Origin of the sequence: uncultured Corynebacterium sp. (genome assembly GCF_902489365.1) — a bacterium.
Lineage (GTDB): Bacteria > Actinomycetota > Actinomycetes > Mycobacteriales > Mycobacteriaceae > Corynebacterium.
This window is the reverse complement of sequence record NZ_CABTZR010000026.1, coordinates 1-21,124: the sequence shown is the minus strand read 5'-3', so window position 1 is coordinate 21,124 and position 21,124 is coordinate 1. Positions and strand designations below refer to the sequence as shown.

The window sequence follows — 21,124 nt, the reverse complement described above, 5'->3', positions numbered from 1 at the left end:
ACTTCCTCTGGGCGAAAAGAGCCCGGATCGCAGAAGGAGGCGCGGGCAAGTCACGTGGACTTACTCGCGCCCCAAGCACGCTGGGAAATTAACCCTGCGAAGCGGCTTCGATGGCTGCCTTCATATCCTTCATGGCGTCATCGACGGACTTGCCTGCGGTGAGCGCCGCGTAGGCGTTATCCTGAACCGCCTTGGAGATGGCGGTGTAGAACGGGGAGACCGGACGCGGTGCGGCGTTCTCCAGGGACTCCTTGAGAGCCGGCAGGTACGGGAACTCTTCGACCAGGGAGTCATCGTCGTAGATGGATGCCAGCACCGGCGGGAAGGAAGCCTCAGCGAAGGACTTCTGGTTCTCCTCGTTGATGATGAACTTCATGAAGTCCAGGGCCGTAGCCTTGTGCTCGGAGTTGATGTTGATGCCGTTGTTGTAGCCACCGAGCGTGGAGACACCGACTCCGTCCTTGCCCACCAGCGGCTGGACTTCAAACTTCACACCAGCCTCTTCGGCGTTGGTGTACATGTACGGCCAGTTGATGGCAAAAGCGGTCTTGCCCTCAGTGAAAGCGAGGTTGGTCTCCTCCTCCGTAGTGGCGGTGGAGTCCTTGGAGATGGTGCCGTCCTCGTAGGCGTCGACAAGCGCCTGCAGGCCTTCCTTCGCCTCGTCAGAGTCAACAGCTACGTTGCCCTCGTCATCCAGGATGGAGCCGCCCCAACCCTCGATGAAGCCGGCGGTGTTGACGGTGAGGCCCTCGTACTGCTTGAGCTGAGTGGTCAGGCAGGAAGCATCATCCTTGAGAGCCTCGCAGGCAGAAGCGATGTCGTCGAACTTCTCCGGAGCCTTGTCCGCCAACTCGGTGTTGCGGAAGAGCAGCTGGCCGTTGGTGTTCTGCGGCAGCGCGTAGAGGGTGTCGTTGTAGGTGGCGGATTCCACGGTGGGCTCCAGCAGTCCGGAGGTATCCACCTCGAGGTCACCGGTCAACGGTGCCAGCCACTGGTTAGCGGCGAAGTCCGCGGTCCAGACCACGTCCAGCGCCATGACATCGTAGTCAGAGTTGCCCGCCTGCAGGGACTGCACGAGGGTCTCGCGCTGTGCGTCGGCCTCGCCGGCGAGCTCCTTGAGCTCGACCTTCTCATCTGGGTGCTCGGCGTTCCATGCCTCGATGATGGGCGTGATCTTGTCGGTATCGTTCTTGCCCATGGCAAAGGTGATGGGGCCGCGGCCGTCACCATCCGTCGAGGAGGCATCGGAGCCAGTGCTTGACGACGATCCCTCGTCGCTTGAGGAGCAACCCGCCAAGGTCAGAGCAAGGGCAGCGGTGGTGACGACTACGCCGCGGCGGACAGAGCGCAGCGAGCTAGGGAGGAACGGCTTCTTCATGGAGTATTCACCTTTCGGAAAACTTCTGGTGACTTCAAAATAGGGGATCACCCCCACAGTGCACGTGGTTTTGACGTTTAATTCACTCAAAATGGGGGTAAAACTACCCCCTGATTCTTCTTAAACCTCGATGCGCTGGCCGGTTTCCGGATCGAAGCGGTGCGCCTCCCGGGGGTTGAAGGTGAGGACGACGTTGTCCCCGCGCTGTGGAACGTTATCGCTTGCGCGGGCAACGAAGCGCTGCTCACCAACGGTGACGTAGACAAAGGACTCGGAACCTAGCTCTTCTACGAACTCCACCGTGCCCTGGAAACCCACCGGACCCTTGTTGATGAACATCTTTTCTGGGCGAACGCCAACGCGGCCGCCGTTGTAGTCGAAGATATTCATCGCGGGGGAGCCAATGAAGCCGGCGACGAATTCGTTAGCGGGGGCGTCGTATAGCTCGCGCGGCGGTGCAACCTGCTGCAGGACACCGTCCTTGAGCACGGCGACGCGGTCTCCCATGGTCATGGCCTCCACCTGGTCGTGGGTGACGTAGACGGTGGTGGTACCGAGGCGCTGTTGGAGGCTGGCCAGCTCCGCACGGGTTTGCACGCGCAGCTTGGCATCCAGGTTAGACAGCGGCTCATCCATGAGGAACGCCTTTGGCTCGCGCACGATGGCACGGCCCATGGCGACGCGCTGGCGCTGGCCACCGGACAGATCCTTCGGCTTACGCTCCAGGTACTCCGTTAACCCTAGAGTCTTCGCGGCTTCCTCTACCTTGGCCTTGATTTCAGCCTTGGGCATCTTGGCCAGCTTGAGGGCGAAGCCCATGTTTTGGGCCACGGTGAGGTGCGGGTAGAGGGCGTAGTTCTGGAAGACCATGGCGATATCGCGCTCGCCGGGCTCGAGCCCCGTGACGTCTTTACCATCGATGAGGATGCGGCCGCTGGAGACCGGCTCAAGTCCTGCGAGGGCGCGCAGGGTGGTGGACTTACCGCAGCCGGACGGGCCGACGAGGACTAGAAACTCGCCATCCGCAATCTCGAGATTGAGGTCTTTGACCGTGGGGTTCTCGGCGCGGGGATAGGTGATGCCGACGTTCTCAAAAGTGACCTTTGCCATGCACATACACTAGCACCCGCTGCGGACACAGTGCGCGTGGTCGAGTACTAACGGCGGGTAGGGTTGGCAGTATGACAGCTCTAAATCTTGACCGCATCCGCGAAGCTCTCGATGGTGATTTTTCCGTCATCGATTACACCGAGTCCACTGGCTCGACCAATACCGATCTCATGGAGGCGGAGAAGGTTGCTGATGGTACCGTGCTGCTCGCCAACGAGCAGGTTGCCGGCAAAGGCCGATTGGGCCGTCAGTGGGTGAGCCCGGCTGGCTCCCAGCTTATTTTCTCCGTGCTTATCCTTCCGGATTCGCTGGATCACCTCGGTACTCTGCCGCTAGCTGCCGGCTTGGCCGTGACTGATTCTGTAGAGGGTGCGGTACTCAAGTGGCCGAATGACGTGCACATCGATGGAAAGAAGCTGTGCGGCATCCTCGCCGAGGCCGGCCCAGTGGGGGAGGCCTTCAAATCTGCTCCGAAGACTGAGGTTTCCAAGACCGAAATCAATAAGGCCGAGGTGAACAAGGCGGAGCTGAATAAGACTGAGGTGAACAAGGCCGAAATCAACAAAGCTGAAGTAAACAAAGCTGAAATCGCCCCGAAGACCCAGTCTGCGAACCCGCCTTCAGCCCGCGTAGTCGTGGGCATGGGCATCAACGTCACCCTGACCCGGGAGGAGCTGCCCATCGAGGCCGCGACGTCGCTTGCGCTTGAGGGCCTTGATACCGACCGCACGAAGCTGGCCATTACCGTGCTGAAGAACCTGCGTCACCGCATTACCCAGTGGGAGCAGCGGGATCCACAGCTGATGGCTGATTACCGCAAGGTGTGTTCTTCCATCGGACAGGAAGTACGCCTCGAAGCCCCGACCGGCGACGTCATCGGCACCGTCGAGGGCGTGGCAGATGACGGCCGCATCAATGTCGGCGGCGAGTATTACTCCGCCGGCGATGTCATCCACCTGCGCCCTGCTGGTCAGTAGCGAAATGGGATTGCTTGCTTTTGGGAAGAATCAAAAGCTGTTCTAGAAGGGCACGCCGGAGCGAAAGATGACGTTGGAAAACGGCGTGGTTGACCCAGTACGCACCACGAATGAAGCGTGGGCGACTTGACGTTTGAGCTCCTCATGAGTGACTTCCGTAAGCGGGGCGCTGGGGAGCAAAGACCGTATCTCAGGCGGAGTGCAATCCGCAATGGTGGCTGCTTCGACTACTACTTCGGTGAGTAGCGCGGAAAGTGTATCGCCGAAGGAAGGGATGTCAAAGGTTAACGTCAAATCAATAACTGTCACATCGTGCGGTATGGGAAGCCCGCAATCCGCAATGACGAAGGTATCGGTGTGTCCAAGACGAGCAACGGCGCTGGCGAGTGCCGGGTTGAGGATTCCAGACTTACGCATTTTCCACCTCCGGTAAGCATGAAGAAGTAGTTGGGTAAGAAGGTTGTGCACCATTGCCGGTTGTAGCGAAAGCTCCGACGCGGGCGGCGAATGAGGCGGCATCGGTGAGTGAGTCGCCTTGCAAGAGTCGAAAGCACAAGGCGCCGGCGAAGGCGTCGCCAGCGCCGGTGGTATCTATGGTGGTCACGCGTGGGGTAGGTATATCCGCGCCGCCTTCCGGGGTAGCTACATACGCTCCACGCGCGCCAAGGGTTAAGACTACGGAGCGGATGCCAGCCTCAAGAAGCCGATGGGCAAGCTCGTGAGGGGTGCCATCGGAAGGAAAACCGAGCTGCTCCAAAATGAGACCAGCCTCGTGCTCATTGGCAAGAAGCGGATTAGCTTGCAGCAGGCTTTCCCGGTCTACTTTGACAACAGGAGCTAGGTTAACCACGACGCGCCCGTTGCTGTGTTCTACTGCAGCTTGGAAGCCAGAAGCAGGAATTTCGCCTTGCAGGAGGACGATGTCGGCATCAGCGATGGTGGAGCTGCGGGCGGTGACAAAATCTGAGTCAACCCGAGCGTTAGCGCCGGGGGAAATGACGATGGTGTTCTCGCCGTCGGCGGAAACAGTGATGACAGCAAGACCAGTATTGGTGTCTACCTGCTCTACTGCACTGAGGTCGATACCCGAGGTCCGCATGTAATGCATAGCGGGTTCGGCATAGGGATCAGAACCTACGGCACCAACGAAAGCGACATGCGCACCAAGTTGGGCGGCGGCCACTGCTTGGTTTGCGCCCTTGCCCCCGGCTAGGATTTCACCGCCAGAACCCAACAGGGTCTCTCCGGGCTGAGGGTGGCGCTCGGCGTGGACGATGAGATCGGCATTGATAGAGCCGACGACAGTTAACTTGCTCATTGGAATTCCTCTACGTTGTCGCGGGTAACGGTGATGACTTCTACAGGGACAGATTTCTGTGCCTTTTCGCCATGCAGGAGTAACGCGGCTTGCTCGATGGCGCGGGCACCGAGCTCGGCTGGCTGTTGAGCGATGGTAGCTTCTAGTTTCCCGTCTTTGACAGCTTTGAGGCCATCAAAAGTACCGTCAAAGGCCACGACCTTGACCTCGGAACCCGCGCGCGATCCCAGGGCCTCGACGGCGCCAAGGGCCATTTCATCGTTCTCCGCAAAGATGGCTTTGATGTTCGGGTTGGCCTGCAAAAGGTTGGTGGCTACATTGAGCCCTTCTGTACGGTCAAAATTTGCCGACTGTTTAGCGACGACCTTGATACCCGGATATTTGGCAATCTGTGACTCGAATCCCTTGCCACGTTCGCGCGAGGCCGACGTACCTGCGGTGCCCTGCAGGATGAGGATGTCACCTTCTTCGCCGATGGATTTGGCCAGCTGATCCGCTGCTTGGGCACCGCCGGCGACATTGTCGGAGGCAACCATGGAATCCAAATCTACGCCGTTAACGTCGCGGTCTACACCGACCACAGGGACACCATTGTTCTTGATTCCGCGTACTGCCGGAGCTACAGCATCGGAGTCTGTGGGGTTAACAACTACTACTTTCGCGCCCATCGAAGTAGCGTTGCCGAGTTGATTGACTTGCTGAGCAGGATCATCCGAGGCGTCTTGGATATCGAGGGGGACTCCGAGTTCTTTGGCCTTGTCCTGTGCGCCATGGCGTAGCTCAACGAAGAAAGGGTTTGTCTGGGTTGAAAGCGCAAGAGTTATGCGCTGACGGTCTTCTTCAGAGCGGTTGCACGAGACCAAACCCAATGCAAGAACGGCAACGAGAACTGTAGAAATGATCTTTTTCATGAGGCGCTCCTTAGTTAGCCGTCTTATTGCGGAAGACGTCGAAGCCCACGGCCAACGCGATGACTAAACCGATGACAATTTGTTGCCAGAAGGAGGAAACATTGAGGAGGTTGAGGCCGTTTCGGATGACCGCCAGCAAAATAGCGCCAACCAGGGTCCCAGTAGCTTTGCCTTGACCACCAGACAGCGAGGCACCACCGATAACGACTGCAGCGATGGCGTCTAGCTCATAGCCGGTGCCTGCTTGTGGTTGTGCAGATTCGAGGCGGCCCGCCATGACCATTCCTGCCCACGCTGCAAAAAATCCAGAAAGTGCGAATACTGCTATCTGGATGCGTTTGACTGGAAGACCGGAGAGACGTGCTGCTTCGAGATTTCCTCCGATGGCGTACATGGAACGTCCGAGCACAGTGCGCTCTAGGATGAACCAACAGAGAAGTCCTGCAATGACCATCATGATGATGGGCACTGGGAAGCCGGCTACGTTGCCACCAAAGAAGTTGACCGAAGGTGCGGTCTCAATGGGGGAACCTTGCGAGATGACGAGGGTTAGGCCACGCGCAATAGACATCATCGCCAGTGTCGCAATGAATGAGGGAATCTTTCCCCACGCAGTGGCCATGCCACAGATAGCGCCCGCTAAAGCACCAACGCTGAGACCAATGATTAGGGTCAGCCAGCCTGGAAGTCCGGCAGTGGAGAACATATAGGCCGAAACCATAGCGCCAAGCGCGGCTACGGAACCGACGGACAGGTCGATTCCTGCGGTAACAATAACGAAGGTCATACCGAAAGCCAGGATGGCTACGGTAGCTGCCTGGATGCCTACATTAAGTAGATTAGTTATGGTTAAAAAATACGGGGTGGCGATGAAAAGCGCTATACACAGGGCGATAAGACCGACGAGAGCGCCATTGTTCAGGGCCCAGTTGGCTACACGATTCTTGGTCATAATTAATCCTTGGGGTTGTGGTTAGCGGAGTTAGTAGCGGCTGCGGAAGTTGCTGAAGTTACGTTGGCTACGGCGAGGGTCATGACGTCGTCTTGAGTGGATTCTTTTGGCAGTTGTCCGGCAAGTTGTCCCCCTGACATGACGAGGATCCGGTCAGACATTCCAAGTACCTCTGGTAGATCAGAGGAAGCCATGAGGACCGCGCCGCCGGCTGCCGTAATCTCGTTAATGATGTTGTAGATTTCTACCTTGGCGCCTACGTCCACGCCGCGGGTTGGCTCATCGAGTAAGAGAACTTTTGAATTGGCGAGGACCCACCGGCCGAAGACTGCCTTTTGCTGGTTTCCGCCGGAGAGATTGCGGATAGCCTGGTCAAGCCCGGACATACGTATACGAAGTTTTTCTGCCACTTCGCCTGCACGCCGATATTGGCCAGAACGGTCCGCAATCCCAGCTTTAGCGGTGGGGTAGAGTGTTGCGAAACCGAGATTGTCTGCTACCGAAGCATCCAGGACTAGCGCCTGTGCTTTCCGGTCCTCGGGGATATGTCCCACTCCGGCGCGAATTGCGGCGCCGATGTCGCCGCCTCGAAGCTCTTGGCCATTCACACGAATGGATCCTGAATCGTAGGTGTCTGCGCCAGCAATGGCGCGAATGATCTCCGTGCGGCCAGCGCCGACAAGTCCGGCGAGACCGACAACTTCGCCGGAGTGGACCTCGAAAGAGATGTCCTCAAACGAGCCTTGTGTAGTCAGGCCTGCAACTTCAAGCAAGGCCTCGCCGCGCTCGGGCGGGGTGTCGCGTGGGTATTGGTTTTCGATACTGCGACCGACCATAAGTCGCACCAGTTCATCCTCATCTGTATCAGAAGGGACCTCGGCGATAAAGGCACCATCGCGCAGTACACAAATGGTCTCTGCAATCCGGGCAAGCTCATCTAGGTGGTGACTGATAAACACCATCGCCACGCCTTTTGATTTGAGACCTTCGAGAACTGTAAAGAGTGCATCGACTTCTTTGCCGGTCAGCGCGGCTGTGGGTTCATCCAAGATAAGAATGCGCGCATTCATGGAAAGGGCTTTCGCGATCTCAACCAGCTGCTGCTTGGCGACGCCCAACTTTCCCACCGGAGTATCGAGATCAACATCAAGCCCGATGAGGCGTAGGGCTGCTTGCGCTTGAGCCCTTAGATGCTTGCGGTTGACGAGTCCGTAGCGCTGCGGAGTACGACCGAGCATGATGTTTTCGGCTACAGACATTGTTGGCACCAAGTTGAGTTCTTGGTGAATAGTCGCGATACCGAGGTCCTCGGAGGCCTTAGTATCGGGGATTTTAACTTCTTTGCCATCTACTAATATGCGGCCAGAGTCGGGTTCGTGTACGCCCGCAATCATTTTGATGAGCGTGGACTTGCCGGCGCCGTTTTCGCCCAAGAGGGCTTGGACTTGGCCTCTCCGTACGTTGAGGTCGACCCCTTTAATGACATCAACGGGGCCGAAGGACTTGGTTACGCCCTCAAGTTTTAGGACGGTTTCACTCATGTGAGTTCTCCAGGGAATCGGTAGGCGGTGGACATTCGTGGGATATAGCGGGTATCGATAACCGTCGATTCGGGCTGCCGCTTGTTATCAATTGCGTCAACTAATCGAGCGGTAGCTTCTTCTCCCATGCGCGTGACGTTCTGGTCTATGACAGAGATTGGCGCTGGTTGGAAACGTAGAAAAATGAAGTCATCGAAGCCGACCAGTGCGATCTCTTCACCAATTCTTTTGCCAGCGTTATGGCAAGCCTCTAGCGCGCCTGCGGTCATCATGGAATCGCCTGCGACTATGGCTGTGACGCCGTCTTGAAGAAGCGCGATGGCGCCCTTGTATCCAGATCGGTGGCGGAAGCTGCCGTGATGGATGTGGATATCCATTCCGATTGTTGCATCCTTGAATGCTTTTAGGCGCTCGCGTCCGGTAGAAGTTTCCTGGGGGCCAGAGAGATAGCCAATCGAGGTGTGCCCCTTGCTCTTGAGCTGGGCCACGGCCGCATTTATCCCGATAGTTGGGTTTGAGACCACGGCTGGAAGATTATTAAGGGAACGATCGATGAGTATCAGAGGGCGAAATTCTGCCGCGCGCTGCAGTGCATCTTCTGCACCTTTGAGCGGGACACTGATGATTCCGTCTACCTGCCGTTGGGAGAGGGTGTCGAGGGCCTTGATCAGGCGCTCTGGGTCTTCTCCGCAACTGGTAATTATGGTCGAGAGTTTGCGCTTATTCGCTTCTTCTTCCACTGCAGCGGCCATGGCAGCAAAATAGGCATTGTCCAAGTTAGGGATGATGAGCCCTATGGCGTCGGACCGAGAATTTCTCAATGCTCGTGCCTGAGCGTTGGGCAAATAATTGAGCTGTTGCGCGATGCTCATTACCTTCGCCCGTGTTTTCTCGGAGATAGCAGGATTTCCGGCAAGGGAACGCGAGGCGGTGGAAACTGAAACCCCAGCCGCAGCGGCAATATCTTTTAATGTGGCTCCAGTCATGAAATCCTCCTTCCTGTGGCTTCTAGTGCAATCGATTGCACGGGTGTTTCTCAACCTACTGCCGGCCTTTCCTGCTGTCAAGGGTTTTGTGTCGTGCGCTAGTCGTGAGGTCTAGAAATTTCCGTGCACTGGCCCTTTCTGGGAGGAGAAGTAACCCCCAGTGGAACGCGCTAGGTTGTCACAATTCCGCATGGCGCTTTTCACAAGGTGTCTGTCAAAAGGCATTAGTCAAAAGGTGTCTTCCCCCAAAGACGCCTTTTGCAGGCCCACAGATGGTGTTTTCAGGAGCAAAGACGCCCTTCGACTGATGCCTTTTAGGAAATGCCATGTGCGATGCCGCGCCGGACCGCCGGACTGCCGAGGCTAGGAGGCGGTCACCCCTCACGCTCGGGTAGCGGGGGAGGACCATGGAACGAGTAGGAAGGTAGGTACCATGAGCCCCATGAATCTCATGCAGATGGGCCGCGGCGAGGTTGTGCGCGCGGACATGACCGCCCCGTTTCGGACACTGCTCTTTCCCTTCTTAGAGCTCGTCGTCGTCACGGGTGTGTGCTGGATTGCCATCGGCTGGTGTGACTATAACGGCATTGAACTGGCGATTCGCAATGGGTTGGTAGCTATATGGGCCCTGCTTGCCGTCTGGCGCTTCGTCGTGCCCCTCGTCAAGGCCCGCCGCAAGCGCTTCATCGTGACCAACCTGCGCGTCATCGCCCGCGAAGGCAAACGCGTCGATTCGATCCCGCTCACCGATATCCGCGGCGCACGCCGCCGTCGCGGCGGGATTTCGCTGGCGCTCCACGGCTATGAGAAGCCGATGTATTTCCCGTCCATCCCTAAAGCCAAGTACGTCGAGGACATCCTCAACGAACAACCGGTCTGGGGTTAGTCCTTAATCTCCGTCGTGTGCAGCTGCTGGTCCAAGTCATCAGGGGCCAGGTTGGCGGAGCGGAACTCGTGCGTCAGCGGCAAGCGCAGATCCAGGTCCGTGCCGGGGCAGAGCTCAATGGTGGCCTCATCCACCGTGTAGTCCAGCACGTGCCCGCCGGAGGTGCGCGCAGCGTCGATAAAGTGCACGTGGCAGCCCGGCACCGAAATACCCTTCTCAAAGACCGGTGTGCGGAAACCACCGATGACGCCTTCAACGTCGTTAAAGCGCAGCTCCTTATCGCCGCCCACGGCCTGCGCCATCGGCGGATAAGGCTTGCTCTGCTTGACCACCGTGCGGGTAACCACGTTGCTGAAGCGTCCGGTGATTCGCACCGCGTACATGTAGTTGGCGGAAGGCTCGACCTCATCGATGAAGGCTGACAGCTCCTCGCGCTTCAATCCCTTGGGCGCGGCCACCTTAATACGGGGGACAAAGTTCGTGGCCACCGCAAAAGGCGTTCCCTGGTCTAAATCAGCCACCGTCGCGGTGCCATCCCCGCGCAGTTGGTAGCACACGCCGTCGAGGATAATCATCTCCCCGTCCAGCGCATCGAAGGTGCCGATGCCGAAATTGCCCTTGCCCAAGAGCTCGCCGATGCTCATTTCGCCGTCGTAAATGCCATCCAACAGCGCGGTCATGAGGGAGTTCTGAAAGATGGTATGCCGGACGATCATGGCCCCAAGGCTAGTATTGAAAGAGTGAGTGAACAACACAAACCCCTCGTTACTGTTTATGGAGACGGCCAGCTTGCACGCATGATGCAGCCGGCCGCCGCTGAGCTCGACATCCACCTGCGCGTGCTGGCTTCCGCACCGGACAAGTCCGCCGCACAGGTGATCCCGGACGTGGTTCTCGGTGACTATCACGATCTCGACGTGCTCTCCACCGCCGCGGAAGGCGCGGATGCGATCACCTTTGAGCACGAGCACGTCCCCACGGAGCACGTTCAGTCTCTCATCGCCGACGGCCTCAACGTCCAGCCTCAACCTTCCGCCCTTCTCTACGCACAGGACAAGCTCTTCATGCGCCGGAAGCTGGCTGAGCTGGGCGCCCCGGTGCCGCGCTTTGCTGCCATCGAATCAGTGGAGGATGCGCGGGAGTTTGCAGCGCTTGTCGACGGTCACGTGTGCCTCAAAGCCCGCCGCGGCGGCTACGACGGCCATGGCGTGTGGTTCCCCTCCGCGGAGGAGCTGGAGCCGCTGGTAGAAAAGCTCCTCGCCGCTGGCACACCGCTCATGGCCGAGGAAAAAGTTTCCCTTACCCGCGAGCTATCCGTGCTCGTCGCCCGCCGCCCCTCCGGCGAGGTCAAAGCCTGGCCGGTCACCGAGTCCGTGCAGCGAGATGGGATCTGCGCTGAGGCTTTTGCCCCTGCCCCGAACTTGTCGGCAGCGCTCGCGGAGCGTGCGATGCAGGTAGGTATCAAGGTAGCCACCGAACTCGGTGTGACTGGCGTGCTGGCAGTGGAGCTTTTCGCCTTTGCCACGAAGCAAGATGCCGGCTGCATCATCGCCTCCGCTTCGGGTGCCCCGGGAGCGGTTGTGGAAGAGGATATCGCGGTCAACGAGCTGGCCATGCGCCCACACAACACCGGACACTGGACCCAAGATGGCTGCGTGACTTCACAGTTCGAGCAGCACCTGCGCGCGGTGCTGGACCTGCCGCTTGGCTCCACTGAGCCGCTGGCGCACGTAACGGTCATGGCCAATGTGCTGGGGGCTGAGGAGGATCCGCAGATGCCCATGCCGCAGCGCGTTCGTGAAGTTATGGAGCGCTACCCGCAGGCGAAGGTTCACCTTTATGGAAAGGACCACAAGCCGGGCCGCAAGATTGGCCACGTTAACGTCGTCGGTGAGGATGTGGAGGAAACCCGCCGCATCGCCCACGATGCCGCCCACTTCCTCGTCCACGCGCTGTGGGCTTAAACCCACAGCGCACTCTTCAGACCACTGCGCACTCTTAAGCCCGCAGCGAGCTTGAAACCTATTCAATAAGGAGAGTTTTTATGGAACCACTCGTCGGCCTGATCATGGGCTCCGATTCCGACTGGCCCACCGTCAAGCCTGCAGCCGAGGTGCTCGCCGAGTTCGGCGTGCCCTTCGAGGTAGGCGTGGTTAGCGCGCACCGCACCCCAGAAAAGATGCTGGCTTATGCCAAGTCTGCGCATGAGCGCGGGCTCAAGGCCATCATCGCCTGTGCCGGTGGTGCGGCCCACTTGCCGGGCATGGTCGCCGCGGCCACGCCGCTGCCGGTCATCGGAATCCCGCGCGCGCTGAAGGATCTCGACGGACTCGATTCTCTGCTGTCCATCGTGCAGATGCCAAGTGGGGTGCCGGTGGCCACCGTGTCCATCGGCGGCGCGAAGAATGCGGGCCTGCTTGCCGTGCGCATCCTGTCGGCAGGCGATCCAGCCCTCGTAGAGAAGATGGCGGCCTACCAAGAGAACATGGCCGCCGAGGTGGAGAAGAAGGATGAGAACCTGCGTTCCCAGCTCCTGGGTGAATAAGCCGCTGCGTGGCCTGGTAATTAACCGGGCAACTCGCTTGTCAGATCCGGGTAGGAGGCCTGCGCGCCGGAGCCCGTGACGGTAAAGGCCCCGACCCGCGCGGCGAAGCGCGCGGCATCCACCAGCGAATCGCCCTCCAGCAAGCGGGCGCACAGCGCGCCGGCGAAGGCATCGCCCGCGCCCGTCGTGTCGATGGCGGTGACCTGCGGGGAGGGGACGTCGACAAGCTCAGCCTCTTCGGCCACGAGCGCTCCCCGCGCGCCCAGCGTGAGGACCACCGAGGCAAAGCCGGCTTCGCGCAACCGTTGTGCCAGCTCTGCTGGCGCGCCCTCACCGCTAAGGCCCAGCTGTTCCAGGATGAGCCCGGCTTCGTGCTCGTTGGCTAGCAGCGGGTCAGCGCGCAGGAGCGCTTCCTTGTCAACCTCGATGACCGGCGCAAGGTTGACCACGATCCGCCCCTTCGCCAGCTCGATTGCTTTGGCAAAACCTTCCGCCGGAACTTCGCCTTGGAGCAGAATTAGTTCCGATTCGGTGATAGGGGAGGAGTGGGTGGTGACGAAGGAAGCGCTGACAAGCGCATTGGCCCCCGGCACCACGATGATGGTGTTTTCTCCCTGTGCGTCCACGGTGATGACCGCCAAGCCCGTCACCTCTTCGCTGGCCTCGACGTGCGTGAGGTCCACGCCGCTGGCCTGCAAGTAGTGCATCGCGGGCGCGGCATAAGCATCGCTGCCCACCGCGCCGACGAAGCTGACCTGCGCGCCAAGGCGGGCGGCAGCGACCGCCTGGTTTGCTCCTTTGCCGCCCGCAGTAATGGTGCCGCCGTGCCCCAAGAGGGTTTCGCCCGGCTGGGGATGCCGCGCGGTGTGGACCACGAGGTCAGCGTTGATGGAACCGACTACGCACATGCTCATGCTGACCAGTATGCACGCTAAGCTAGCGAGCATGCAGTTTCCGCTTCTGGTGTTGGGCGCGCGCGTCGAGGGCGGCGAGCCCGGCTCGCTGCTGCGCAGCCGGTTGGACCGTGCGGTGGTGATGGCTCGCCTGTTGCCGGAGGAGCCAATCATCGTCTCCGGCTACGGGGAAGCAGAGCCGATGGCGCGCTACCTCGTCGAACGCGGTGTTCAGCCGGAGCGGATCCTCCGTGAACCGCTCGCTACCAGCACCAACGAGAATCTTGAGCGCGCCCATGCGCTGTGCCCGGACTATCGCTATTTTCGCGTTGTAACCAATGACTTTCATGTGCTGCGCACCCGCATGTGGGCCGGGCACTTGGGGATTCGAGTACGCATGCACGGCGTTCGCACCCCGCGAAAAGACCGCCCGTGGAACTACCTGCGCGAGGTGGTGGCGACGCCGCATTCGCTGCTGCGCATCGTGTGGCGGCGGGTGGTGGCTAGGCGCCGAAGAAAATGAGCACGATGGCAATCAACCAAATGACAAACCAGTGACGCTTTTGCGGAGTGGTCGGGTTAGCTTTCTGCTGCAGCGACTTGAGGAAGTACCACGCTCCCGGCAGGGCGAAGCCAATGCCGAAGGCTATGTCGCCATCGGTAATCGCGGTAAAGCCTACCAAGAACGAGAACAGACTGAGCAGGCCTTTGAAGATAGAGAAGTGATGAATCTTGCCGCCCGTTGAGTGCTGCTCAAGAGAATAGTCTTGCATCGGTGCCGGTGTGTAGGCGCGCTCAGGCTCAGCGAAAGGTTCAGCAAAAGGCTCAGCAAAAGGCTCCGTGACCGGATCTGCAAAAGGCTCTACAGAAGGATTCGCAGAAGGCGCCGCGTAGGATTCGCGCGCGGGCTCCGCGAAGGGATTAGCCCCGCGGCCGTTAAATGGCTTGGTCGGCTCCTCAAAAGGGTTGGAGTCAAAGGGATTGCTCATGCGATTTACCCTAGGTCACTCGTGTACCGAACCCCGAATTAGAGCTTGGCCAACGCCTTCCTGATGCCTTCTTTCAGCGTGGCGCGTGATTGCTTCATCGGATGCGCAATCGCCCGCAGTCCCATGTACGCAATCTGGTCCGCCGCCCGGTTCAGCGGGTCACCCGCATGCCCCATCACGCGGCGGATGGTCACCTCGCAGACTCCCTCCACGTCATGCCACGCCTGCTGGAAGCGCGAACGCGAGCCGGAAGACAGTCCGCGCCACACCCCGCGCGAGCGCACCGCCTTCGAGCCCTTCTTCCGAATCTGCTCCACCGCTTCCAGAGCGGCTACTGAGTCCGACTCGATGATCGCCTTGGTGGCCCCGACCTTGAGCAGGTATTTCAACGCCAGGGTGAGGGATTCGAGCTCGAGCTCATCGGTGCTGGCCGTCGTTTTGCGCGTGCGCAACCGGTAATCGCCGTTGCTGGCCACGAAGCACATGGAGCCCTTGAACACCGTGTCCGAGGAGGCATCCGTGGCGATGCGCACGGTGGCGCCCTCGGGCCAGGAGGAGGCCGTCGAGAAGTTCGGCCACCAGTGTGCCTTCGGTGTGTCCACCTTTACTACCTGCTTCTTACGCGGGGCCTCGCCTTCCTTCTTCGCGCGGCGCGCGGTGATTCCGGCCTGCTTGCGCCGCACGGAGCTGGCGCTTTTCGACGCCCTATTCTCCTCCGCAAAACTCCCCGTCACGGCATAGCCGCGTTCCTCCAGCGCGGCGCGCAGTGCCGCTTGCCGGCGCCCGGTGACGATCCACCTGCGTCCCCGGATCCCCTTGGTGGCCTTTTCGAATTCGCGGACGGCCACCTCAACGATGTCGCCCTTCTTGATCTGTCCTTTGCGCACGAAGCGCGTTTTCTTGGTGTTGACGGCGATGACCCAGCCGTCGACAGTTCCGTTTTCGGCGGAGTCCCAGCGCTCATCCCACAGCGCAATAGCCACATGCACGGGCGCTGAGATCATGTCCTTGGTGATCTTGCGCGTGCCGTAGGTGCGCGATTGCGTGCCCGTCAGGGCGGAGAGCTCGAGTGGTTCCATCCCCTTTAGTAAACCATTTCATTGCTGTGCTGTAACGCTCGGGCGTCTAGTGCAACATACTCAGTGAGCCCATTAGCATTCTGGAGTTTTATTAGTGTCTGTCCTTACCTTGCCTGGTTCGCGCAAGCGGGAGTTTTCCCGCCTGTTTCGCGAGCATTATCCGGCGGTGCTGGCGTATCTGCGCCGCCGCGTCCCACCGAGCCACGCCGAAGAGCTGGCGGCCGACGTTTTCGAGCGGGCGTGGGCCGGCTTCGACTCGTTGCGCGGCACGCCGCTGCCGTGGCTGTATGGCATCGCCCGCAACGTGATGCGCGAGTTCTACCGCACCCGCCAGGAGACGGAGAACCTCGATGATCATGAGCTGGAGTCTTATGCCGGCTATGACGCTGTCGATGCCAACCTCGACATCACGCGCGCGCTGATGCAGCTCTCGCACGCCGAGCGCGAAATTCTCACTCTCCACGCCTGGGAGGGACTCGACCACCCCGATATCGCCGAGGTCCTCGGCATTTCCCGCAACAACGTGCGCGTTCGCCTGCACCGCGCACGCACCCACCTTTCCGAACTCACAGGAGAAACCGATGTCTAACTCTCTCGACAAACTCCGCGCCGCCAATCCGGTTCCGGACGCCGCGCTTGACGACGCATCCCTCGCCCGCTCCGAAGACACCCTCGCAAAGATCACGAAGGGCCGCCCCACGTGGACTATTGCGGCGGCTTCCGTCGCGGTGCTCGCGCTGATCGGCGGAGCCTTCCCGCTGCTTAATAACTCGGAGCCCGTGGCCTCGGCTGCGGAGATTTTGACCCAGGCCGGCGAAGCTGCCGCGACCCAGCCGGATGCCGTGGATAAAGGCGTGACCGCGAAGGAATACATGAAGCGCGTCGATACCCTCGGCGATGCCACTGCAATCACCGAATATGCGGTGGATGCTGGCGGTGCGGTGGAGGTTTCCTCACAGGGCGAGGTGCCAGGCTTCGATCCGCAGCCCTCCATCAACCCGGAGGATCTCGTCGTGGCGACCGACCGTGCCGGCTTGGAGAAGTTGGTGGATTCCGCCCCGAATCGCGCGCTAGGCGCGCTGGAGCTGCTGCTCCAGCCGGGCCTGAGTAGCGAGCAACAGAAGATCGCCTATGACATGCTGGCGGAAGCGGAGGGTAATGAGGTCGGCACTGTTGAGGGCGAAGGCGAGGACCAGCTGGTCACCGTAATTCGCGATTCTGACCGCGTCTCCTTCTCCGTCTTGCCTGCTACCGGCCAACTGGTGCGCGTGGTTGGCCTCGTAGGCCCAGACGTGGAAACCACCATCGATGCCACCGCAATTTTGGACTGCGTGTCCGTCACTGGCCTGGAGGGGCCAGACCGAATCTCGCTAGCGTGCGCTGACAATAATTACCTGGTCAACGAGTTGGACTGGCAGCGCTGGGGAGCCGACTCCGCGGAGGCAGAGGGCGTGGCCATCGAAAATGACTGTGACCCCAACTGCGCGGAGGGCAAATTCAGTGAGGATCGCGTCAAGGTGGTCGTCGACAAGCGCGTGGCGTGCGGCTACCACGCCGAGGTCTATTCTCGCGTGCGCGTGCAGTACCCGGATGGGCGCGAGGAAGAGCAGCAGATTGGCTGCGCGCCCTAAGTAAGTTGGCGCAGGGCGAACTGGCCGTACATGTCACCTAAAGCCTCGGCGGTGTAATCACCGTCGGGGCTAAACCATTGGGCCACACCTATGCCCATGTCGATGAGCGCCCAGCAGGCGATTTTGAGGTTCTCCGCGTGGAAATCGCCCTCGTTGACCACGGCCATCCAGCGCGCGACATAATCGCGGCGCAGCTGGAGCACGACGGACTTGTGGGGCTCTTCAAGGTTGGTGAGCTCGTTGTTGACCACGCGGACGCGGCGGGCGTGGGTGGCGTGGTAGATGACGTGGGCTTTCATGGTAGCGACGAGCTTGTCGCGGGGATCGCTCAGCCCGGCGAGGCAGGCGGCGTTGGCGCGAAGGAGATCCTCCATGGCGGTGATGGTGACTTCAGCGAGGAGTTCCTGCTTGGAGGAGAAGTGGTTGTACAGGCTGGAGGCGCGCATGCCGACGGCTTTGGCGATGTCCTCCATGCCGGTGGCGTGGTAGCCGCGCTGGTCAAAGAGGTCGAGTGCGGCGGCGGCGATTTGGTCACGGCGTCTTTGGTTGGCCATGGCGGGCGTCCTCCTGTTCTAGCTAATGGTGGTTAGTGTACCTGCGATGTGGGTTGTGGGGGACGGTTGGGGGCTGGTTTGTCTGGTGGCTGTGCTTGCGTGGTCGTGTTGCGTTATATGCGGAAGTGCTGCGTTATGTGTGGTCGTTTTACCTTATGCGTGGGACAGCTTGACAGCCGATGGAGAGTCAAGTCACAATTGTGGCTAATAGCCATTCGTATTGCCTGTTTATTGGAGAACTCACCATGTCTCACAACCTCTTCGAGCCGACCACTGATTTCCTCGGTGTTTTTGACGACCTCTCTGAGTCCGATGCTGCAGGGTGGAAGCGTGCAGCGCAGTTTCGTGAGTACTCTGCCCCAGTGATCAACCAGCACTGGCAGGCCGCGGAGTACCCGCTGGACCTGGTTCAGCGCTTGGGTGACTTAGACGTGATGACGGATGGCCTCGCGGTGGAAGGCCATGAACAGATGTCGACGCTCGGCGCTGGCTTGGCGCTCATGGAGGTCACGCGCGCGGATGCTTCGATGGGCACGGTGATTGCGGTGCAGGCGGGGCTGGCTATGCGCTCTATTTCTATGCTGGGTTCTCCGGAGCAGCAGGCTTCGTATTTGCCGCGGATGGCTTCGTGCTCTTTGCTTGGCGCCTTCGGGCTGACGGAGCCCGCTCACGGCTCGGACTCAATTGCTTTGGAGACCACCGCGGTACGCGATGGCGATGAATGGGTGCTTAACGGTGAAAAGAAGTGGATCGGCAACGGCGCTTCCGGCGGAATCACGATCATTTATGCGCGCATGGAGGATGGCAATGTTGGCGGTTTCATCGTGCCGCAGGAGGCTCCTGGCTATTCGGCTTCGGTGATTGAAGGCAAGCTCTCCCTGCGCGCTATCCATCAGGCGCACATTACGTTGACTGATTGCCGAATCCCCGCCGCCAACCAACTGCTGGGGTGCCGCAGCTTCAAGGATGTTTCCCGCGTTCTCACCGCTACCCGCATTGGTGTGTCCTGGATGGCGCTGGGCTCGGCGGTGGCGTGCTATGAGATTGCTCGCTCGTACGTGCTGGAGCGCGTGCAGTTTGGCCGTGAGCTGGCGAAGGCGCAGATCATTCAGCAGCGCTTGGCTAACATGGTCCTCGATTTGAGCCAGATGATGCTGACCTGCCGTGAGGTTTCTTTGCGCGAAACCGCAGGGACCCTGGCCCCGGAGCAGGCCTCAGCGGCAAAGCTGCACAACACGCGTGCTGCTCGCCGCATCGCCTCCGATGCCCGCGACATGCTTGGCGGGGTGGGAATCCTGCTAGAAAACGACATCGCGCGGCATTTCGCTGACATCGAGGCCATGCACACCTACGAAGGAACCGATACCGTGCAGTCCCTGATTATGGGCAAGAAGATTACGGGCTTTTCGGCCTACAAGTAGCGTTTCGAAGTGGCCCCATATTCCACCGTGCCCATCTTTTTCCCACTATCGCGGTCATTCTAGGTTCGAGTCCTGGTGGGGAGGCCTCTATTGGAACCGCCGTGAGCGGCCGAAGATGGTTCTGCTCAGAAGGCATTAGTGAGAAGGTTTGTTTGGGGGCAAACGAACCTTCTTTGTGCTGTTAGAAGGTTTACTTGGGTGCAAATGAGCCTTTTGACTAGAGACTTCTGAGTGAAGCCTTGTGAGTGGAACCTTGTGGATTACTTTGTTGAAAGATCAGCCAATTCGATGGATGAGTTGAAGTTATCCACAGACGGGGAATCGACCGTAGCTTTTGAGGGCTGGAAGCCATGATGATGGAAGCATGATTGACGATTCACACCTCATTTACCTACGACCCCTTTCGAACAACCACCCTGTGTGGAAACAACTTGCTTCAGGTGAACTTATCCGCCTCACCTCGCGTTACGCGATAAACAGCGAGTACTATTCAGCTCTTCCTTACTACCAACGCCATCTCTTTGACATCGTTGCCTTCGGGCGTAGCGCTCATCGGTCAGTTCTCGTGGAAAGATCTGCGGCCAAACTGTTGGGCTTGTGGACGCTGTCGTCTCGGGACGCACAGGTTGTTCTAGCACGGCAATCCAAAACAGTCCCGCCGCGACAGCAATGGGATAGCAAGGTGATGTACCGAAAAATGTGGCTGCCAACCTCAGACATTATGGAGCGCTTCGGGCTTCGGTGCACGTCGGTTGCGCGCACCTGCATCGACGTCGCACGGCTTGCGACGTTTGAGGAAGGGCTGATGACTGTCGACTCCGCTTTGCGCAAACGACTCGTTAGCGTTGACGATTTACAGTCAATGATCACGGCAATGGGCCGTGTAAAAGGTGCTGCTCAGGCTAGGAAAGTGGTTATGCATGCTACCGCCCTCGCCGAATCTCCCTATGAGTCCTATGCGCGCGGCATGTTGATTGTGGAAGGCCTGGGAAAGAAACTCGTGGTTCAGCCAGAGCTTCAGGGTGGGTATCGGCCGGACTTGCTTCTCAACGGCAAAGTCATCATGGAAATAGACGGCGCTGTGAAGTACGACGGAGCGACCTACGGAAAATCTACCGAAGCGGTGATACGGGCTGAGCGGCAAAGAGAGAAATACCTTCAGAATCTCGGATACATCGTGCTGCGTTACTCACCACGGGATCTTCTCCAGAACCGAGAACAGGTTCTTAACGAGGTGCGCGGTGCGTTAAACACCGTGCAACCTCGTTCAGCCTAGCGAGCCTCCTTGTCAGCACGAGGGCGCTGCCAGATGGTTTCATTCAGAAGGCATTAGTGAAAAGGTTTGTTTGGGGGCAAACGAACCGTTTGTAAACGCCTAGATGGTTTACTTGGGGGCAAGTAAACCATGTGACTAATGCCTTTTAAGTAGAACCATGTGCATGGCTAAAAGCTGTACACAGAATGCCCAGCTCAAACTTGCAAGTGACCAGCTTAAACCTGCCTGTCAATTGCCGGTTCAGGTCGCAATGAACAAGGAGAAACCCCACTCCGAAAAAGGGAGCGGGGTTGGGAAATAGAAGCGGCCGGGGCTAGTTGTTGAGCGGCTTGCGGGTCGCGGCCATGTGCTTGGCGCGCTCCACGTTGGCCGGTAACAGGACTAGCGGCACGTCGTACTCCACCTCGCGCTCGCAGAACTCGGTGAAGCTCAGCGAGCCGGAGCCGGTGTACATCTCGGCCAGCTTGGACACGATGACGTGGTCGTTCTCGGTAGTGCCGTCGATGGGCCAGTCACGGTCCAAGCCGGGGGAGCCGGAGTACATCTCGATAGAAGCGTCTGCAGGCGGGGTGTAGGAGTCGGCGAGGTTGCCGGCCTCCTCCAAAGCGCGGGCGAGGACGTGGTCGAAGGACATGAGCACGACGTCATCCGAAGCCAAGAAACCAGCCTTCTGTGCC

22 protein-coding genes and 1 pseudogene are annotated in these 21,124 nt (G+C 59.4%); 9 read left to right on the top strand and 14 right to left on the bottom strand.

The window, feature by feature from the left end:
* Window positions 1–88 precede the first annotated feature (88 nt).
* The gene (locus RDN59_RS05755; RefSeq protein ID WP_308607012.1) at window positions 89–1,378 is read right to left on the bottom strand and encodes an ABC transporter substrate-binding protein; all 1,290 of its coding nucleotides are present in this window, start codon (window positions 1,376–1,378) and stop codon (window positions 89–91) included.
* Window positions 1,379–1,498: 120 nt separating this feature from the next.
* Window positions 1,499–2,488, bottom strand: coding sequence for an ATP-binding cassette domain-containing protein (locus RDN59_RS05750; protein ID WP_308607011.1), 990 nt, complete (start codon window positions 2,486–2,488; stop codon window positions 1,499–1,501).
* A 71-nt stretch (window positions 2,489–2,559) separates the two neighbouring features.
* Here RDN59_RS05750 and RDN59_RS05745 point away from each other — a divergent pair, with 71 nt between their 5' ends.
* Window positions 2,560–3,465, top strand: coding sequence for a biotin--[acetyl-CoA-carboxylase] ligase (locus RDN59_RS05745; RefSeq protein ID WP_308607010.1), 906 nt, complete (start codon window positions 2,560–2,562; stop codon window positions 3,463–3,465).
* A gap of 42 nt (window positions 3,466–3,507) precedes the next feature.
* Here the strand turns inward: RDN59_RS05745 and rbsD are convergent, their stop codons facing one another.
* Genes rbsD through RDN59_RS05715 form a run of 6 tightly spaced genes read right to left on the bottom strand, consistent with a single transcriptional unit; the run spans window position 3,508 to window position 9,173 of the window.
* Window positions 3,508–3,882, bottom strand: coding sequence for a D-ribose pyranase (gene rbsD / locus RDN59_RS05740; protein ID WP_308607009.1), 375 nt, complete (start codon window positions 3,880–3,882; stop codon window positions 3,508–3,510).
* Window positions 3,875–4,783, bottom strand: a complete 909-nt coding sequence (locus RDN59_RS05735; protein WP_308607008.1) for a ribokinase — start codon at window positions 4,781–4,783, stop codon at window positions 3,875–3,877. Before RDN59_RS05735 ends, rbsD begins: the two co-directional genes overlap by 8 nt.
* Window positions 4,780–5,694: a D-ribose ABC transporter substrate-binding protein gene (locus RDN59_RS05730; protein ID WP_308607007.1), complete on the bottom strand. Its 915-nt coding sequence runs from the start codon at window positions 5,692–5,694 to the stop codon at window positions 4,780–4,782. The genes RDN59_RS05735 and RDN59_RS05730 overlap by 4 nt, the downstream gene beginning before the upstream one ends.
* A gap of 10 nt (window positions 5,695–5,704) precedes the next feature.
* A complete protein-coding gene (locus tag RDN59_RS05725; protein ID WP_308607006.1) occupies window positions 5,705–6,646 on the bottom strand; it encodes an ABC transporter permease in 942 nt (313 codons plus the stop codon).
* Window positions 6,647–6,648: 2 nt separating this feature from the next.
* The gene (locus tag RDN59_RS05720; RefSeq protein WP_308607005.1) at window positions 6,649–8,187 is read right to left on the bottom strand and encodes a sugar ABC transporter ATP-binding protein; all 1,539 of its coding nucleotides are present in this window, start codon (window positions 8,185–8,187) and stop codon (window positions 6,649–6,651) included.
* Window positions 8,184–9,173, bottom strand: coding sequence for a LacI family DNA-binding transcriptional regulator (locus RDN59_RS05715; RefSeq protein ID WP_308607004.1), 990 nt, complete (start codon window positions 9,171–9,173; stop codon window positions 8,184–8,186). The genes RDN59_RS05720 and RDN59_RS05715 overlap by 4 nt, the downstream gene beginning before the upstream one ends.
* A gap of 442 nt (window positions 9,174–9,615) precedes the next feature.
* On the opposite strand from RDN59_RS05715, the gene RDN59_RS05710 reads away from it, so the two are divergent.
* A complete protein-coding gene (locus RDN59_RS05710; protein WP_308607019.1) occupies window positions 9,616–10,059 on the top strand; it encodes a hypothetical protein in 444 nt (147 codons plus the stop codon).
* Here the strand turns inward: RDN59_RS05710 and budA are convergent.
* Window positions 10,056–10,775: an acetolactate decarboxylase gene (budA, locus tag RDN59_RS05705; protein ID WP_308607003.1), complete on the bottom strand. Its 720-nt coding sequence runs from the start codon at window positions 10,773–10,775 to the stop codon at window positions 10,056–10,058. The two genes, RDN59_RS05710 and budA, sit on opposite strands and share 4 nt — an antisense overlap.
* Here budA and RDN59_RS05700 point away from each other — a divergent pair.
* Both RDN59_RS05700 and purE read left to right on the top strand, forming a co-directional pair.
* Complete coding sequence (locus RDN59_RS05700) at window positions 10,761–12,023, top strand: 5-(carboxyamino)imidazole ribonucleotide synthase (protein ID WP_308607002.1); 1,263 nt, start codon at window positions 10,761–10,763, stop codon at window positions 12,021–12,023. The two genes, budA and RDN59_RS05700, sit on opposite strands and share 15 nt — an antisense overlap.
* Before the next feature lie 80 nt (window positions 12,024–12,103).
* Entirely contained in the window at window positions 12,104–12,604 is a 501-nt protein-coding gene (gene purE / locus RDN59_RS05695; RefSeq protein WP_308607001.1) for a 5-(carboxyamino)imidazole ribonucleotide mutase, read from the top strand.
* A gap of 20 nt (window positions 12,605–12,624) precedes the next feature.
* Here the strand turns inward: purE and RDN59_RS05690 are convergent, their stop codons facing one another.
* The gene (locus tag RDN59_RS05690) at window positions 12,625–13,518 is read right to left on the bottom strand and encodes a ribokinase (RefSeq protein WP_308607000.1); all 894 of its coding nucleotides are present in this window, start codon (window positions 13,516–13,518) and stop codon (window positions 12,625–12,627) included.
* 31 nt (window positions 13,519–13,549) lie between these two features.
* On the opposite strand from RDN59_RS05690, the gene RDN59_RS05685 reads away from it, so the two are divergent.
* Window positions 13,550–14,020, top strand: a complete 471-nt coding sequence (locus tag RDN59_RS05685; RefSeq protein WP_308606999.1) for a YdcF family protein — start codon at window positions 13,550–13,552, stop codon at window positions 14,018–14,020.
* Here the strand turns inward: RDN59_RS05685 and RDN59_RS05680 are convergent.
* Both RDN59_RS05680 and RDN59_RS05675 read right to left on the bottom strand, forming a co-directional pair.
* Window positions 14,001–14,486, bottom strand: a complete 486-nt coding sequence (locus RDN59_RS05680) for a hypothetical protein (RefSeq protein WP_308606998.1) — start codon at window positions 14,484–14,486, stop codon at window positions 14,001–14,003. The two genes, RDN59_RS05685 and RDN59_RS05680, sit on opposite strands and share 20 nt — an antisense overlap.
* Before the next feature lie 38 nt (window positions 14,487–14,524).
* Entirely contained in the window at window positions 14,525–15,565 is a 1,041-nt protein-coding gene (locus tag RDN59_RS05675) for an RNase H family protein (RefSeq protein WP_308606997.1), read from the bottom strand.
* A gap of 94 nt (window positions 15,566–15,659) precedes the next feature.
* On the opposite strand from RDN59_RS05675, the gene RDN59_RS05670 reads away from it, so the two are divergent.
* Together RDN59_RS05670 and RDN59_RS05665 are read left to right on the top strand one after the other, a co-directional pair.
* Window positions 15,660–16,154: an RNA polymerase sigma factor gene (locus RDN59_RS05670; protein WP_049156332.1), complete on the top strand. Its 495-nt coding sequence runs from the start codon at window positions 15,660–15,662 to the stop codon at window positions 16,152–16,154.
* A complete protein-coding gene (locus tag RDN59_RS05665; RefSeq protein ID WP_308606996.1) occupies window positions 16,147–17,196 on the top strand; it encodes a hypothetical protein in 1,050 nt (349 codons plus the stop codon). Before RDN59_RS05670 ends, RDN59_RS05665 begins: the two co-directional genes overlap by 8 nt.
* On the opposite strand, the gene RDN59_RS05660 is transcribed toward RDN59_RS05665, so the two are convergent.
* Complete coding sequence (locus RDN59_RS05660) at window positions 17,193–17,750, bottom strand: TetR/AcrR family transcriptional regulator (protein WP_010189326.1); 558 nt, start codon at window positions 17,748–17,750, stop codon at window positions 17,193–17,195. The two genes, RDN59_RS05665 and RDN59_RS05660, sit on opposite strands and share 4 nt — an antisense overlap.
* A 245-nt stretch (window positions 17,751–17,995) precedes the next feature.
* Here RDN59_RS05660 and RDN59_RS05655 point away from each other — a divergent pair, with 245 nt between their 5' ends.
* Both RDN59_RS05655 and RDN59_RS05650 read left to right on the top strand, forming a co-directional pair.
* Window positions 17,996–19,171, top strand: coding sequence for an acyl-CoA dehydrogenase family protein (locus RDN59_RS05655; protein WP_308606995.1), 1,176 nt, complete (start codon window positions 17,996–17,998; stop codon window positions 19,169–19,171).
* 364 nt (window positions 19,172–19,535) lie between these two features.
* On the top strand, window positions 19,536–20,447 hold the full coding sequence (locus RDN59_RS05650; RefSeq protein WP_308606994.1) for a DUF559 domain-containing protein: 912 nt from the start codon (window positions 19,536–19,538) through the stop codon (window positions 20,445–20,447).
* Window positions 20,448–20,760: 313 nt separating this feature from the next.
* Here RDN59_RS05650 and RDN59_RS05645 read toward each other — a convergent pair.
* Window positions 20,761–21,124 (bottom strand): annotated as a pseudogene (locus tag RDN59_RS05645) (3-hydroxyacyl-CoA dehydrogenase/enoyl-CoA hydratase family protein); the annotation flags it as partial.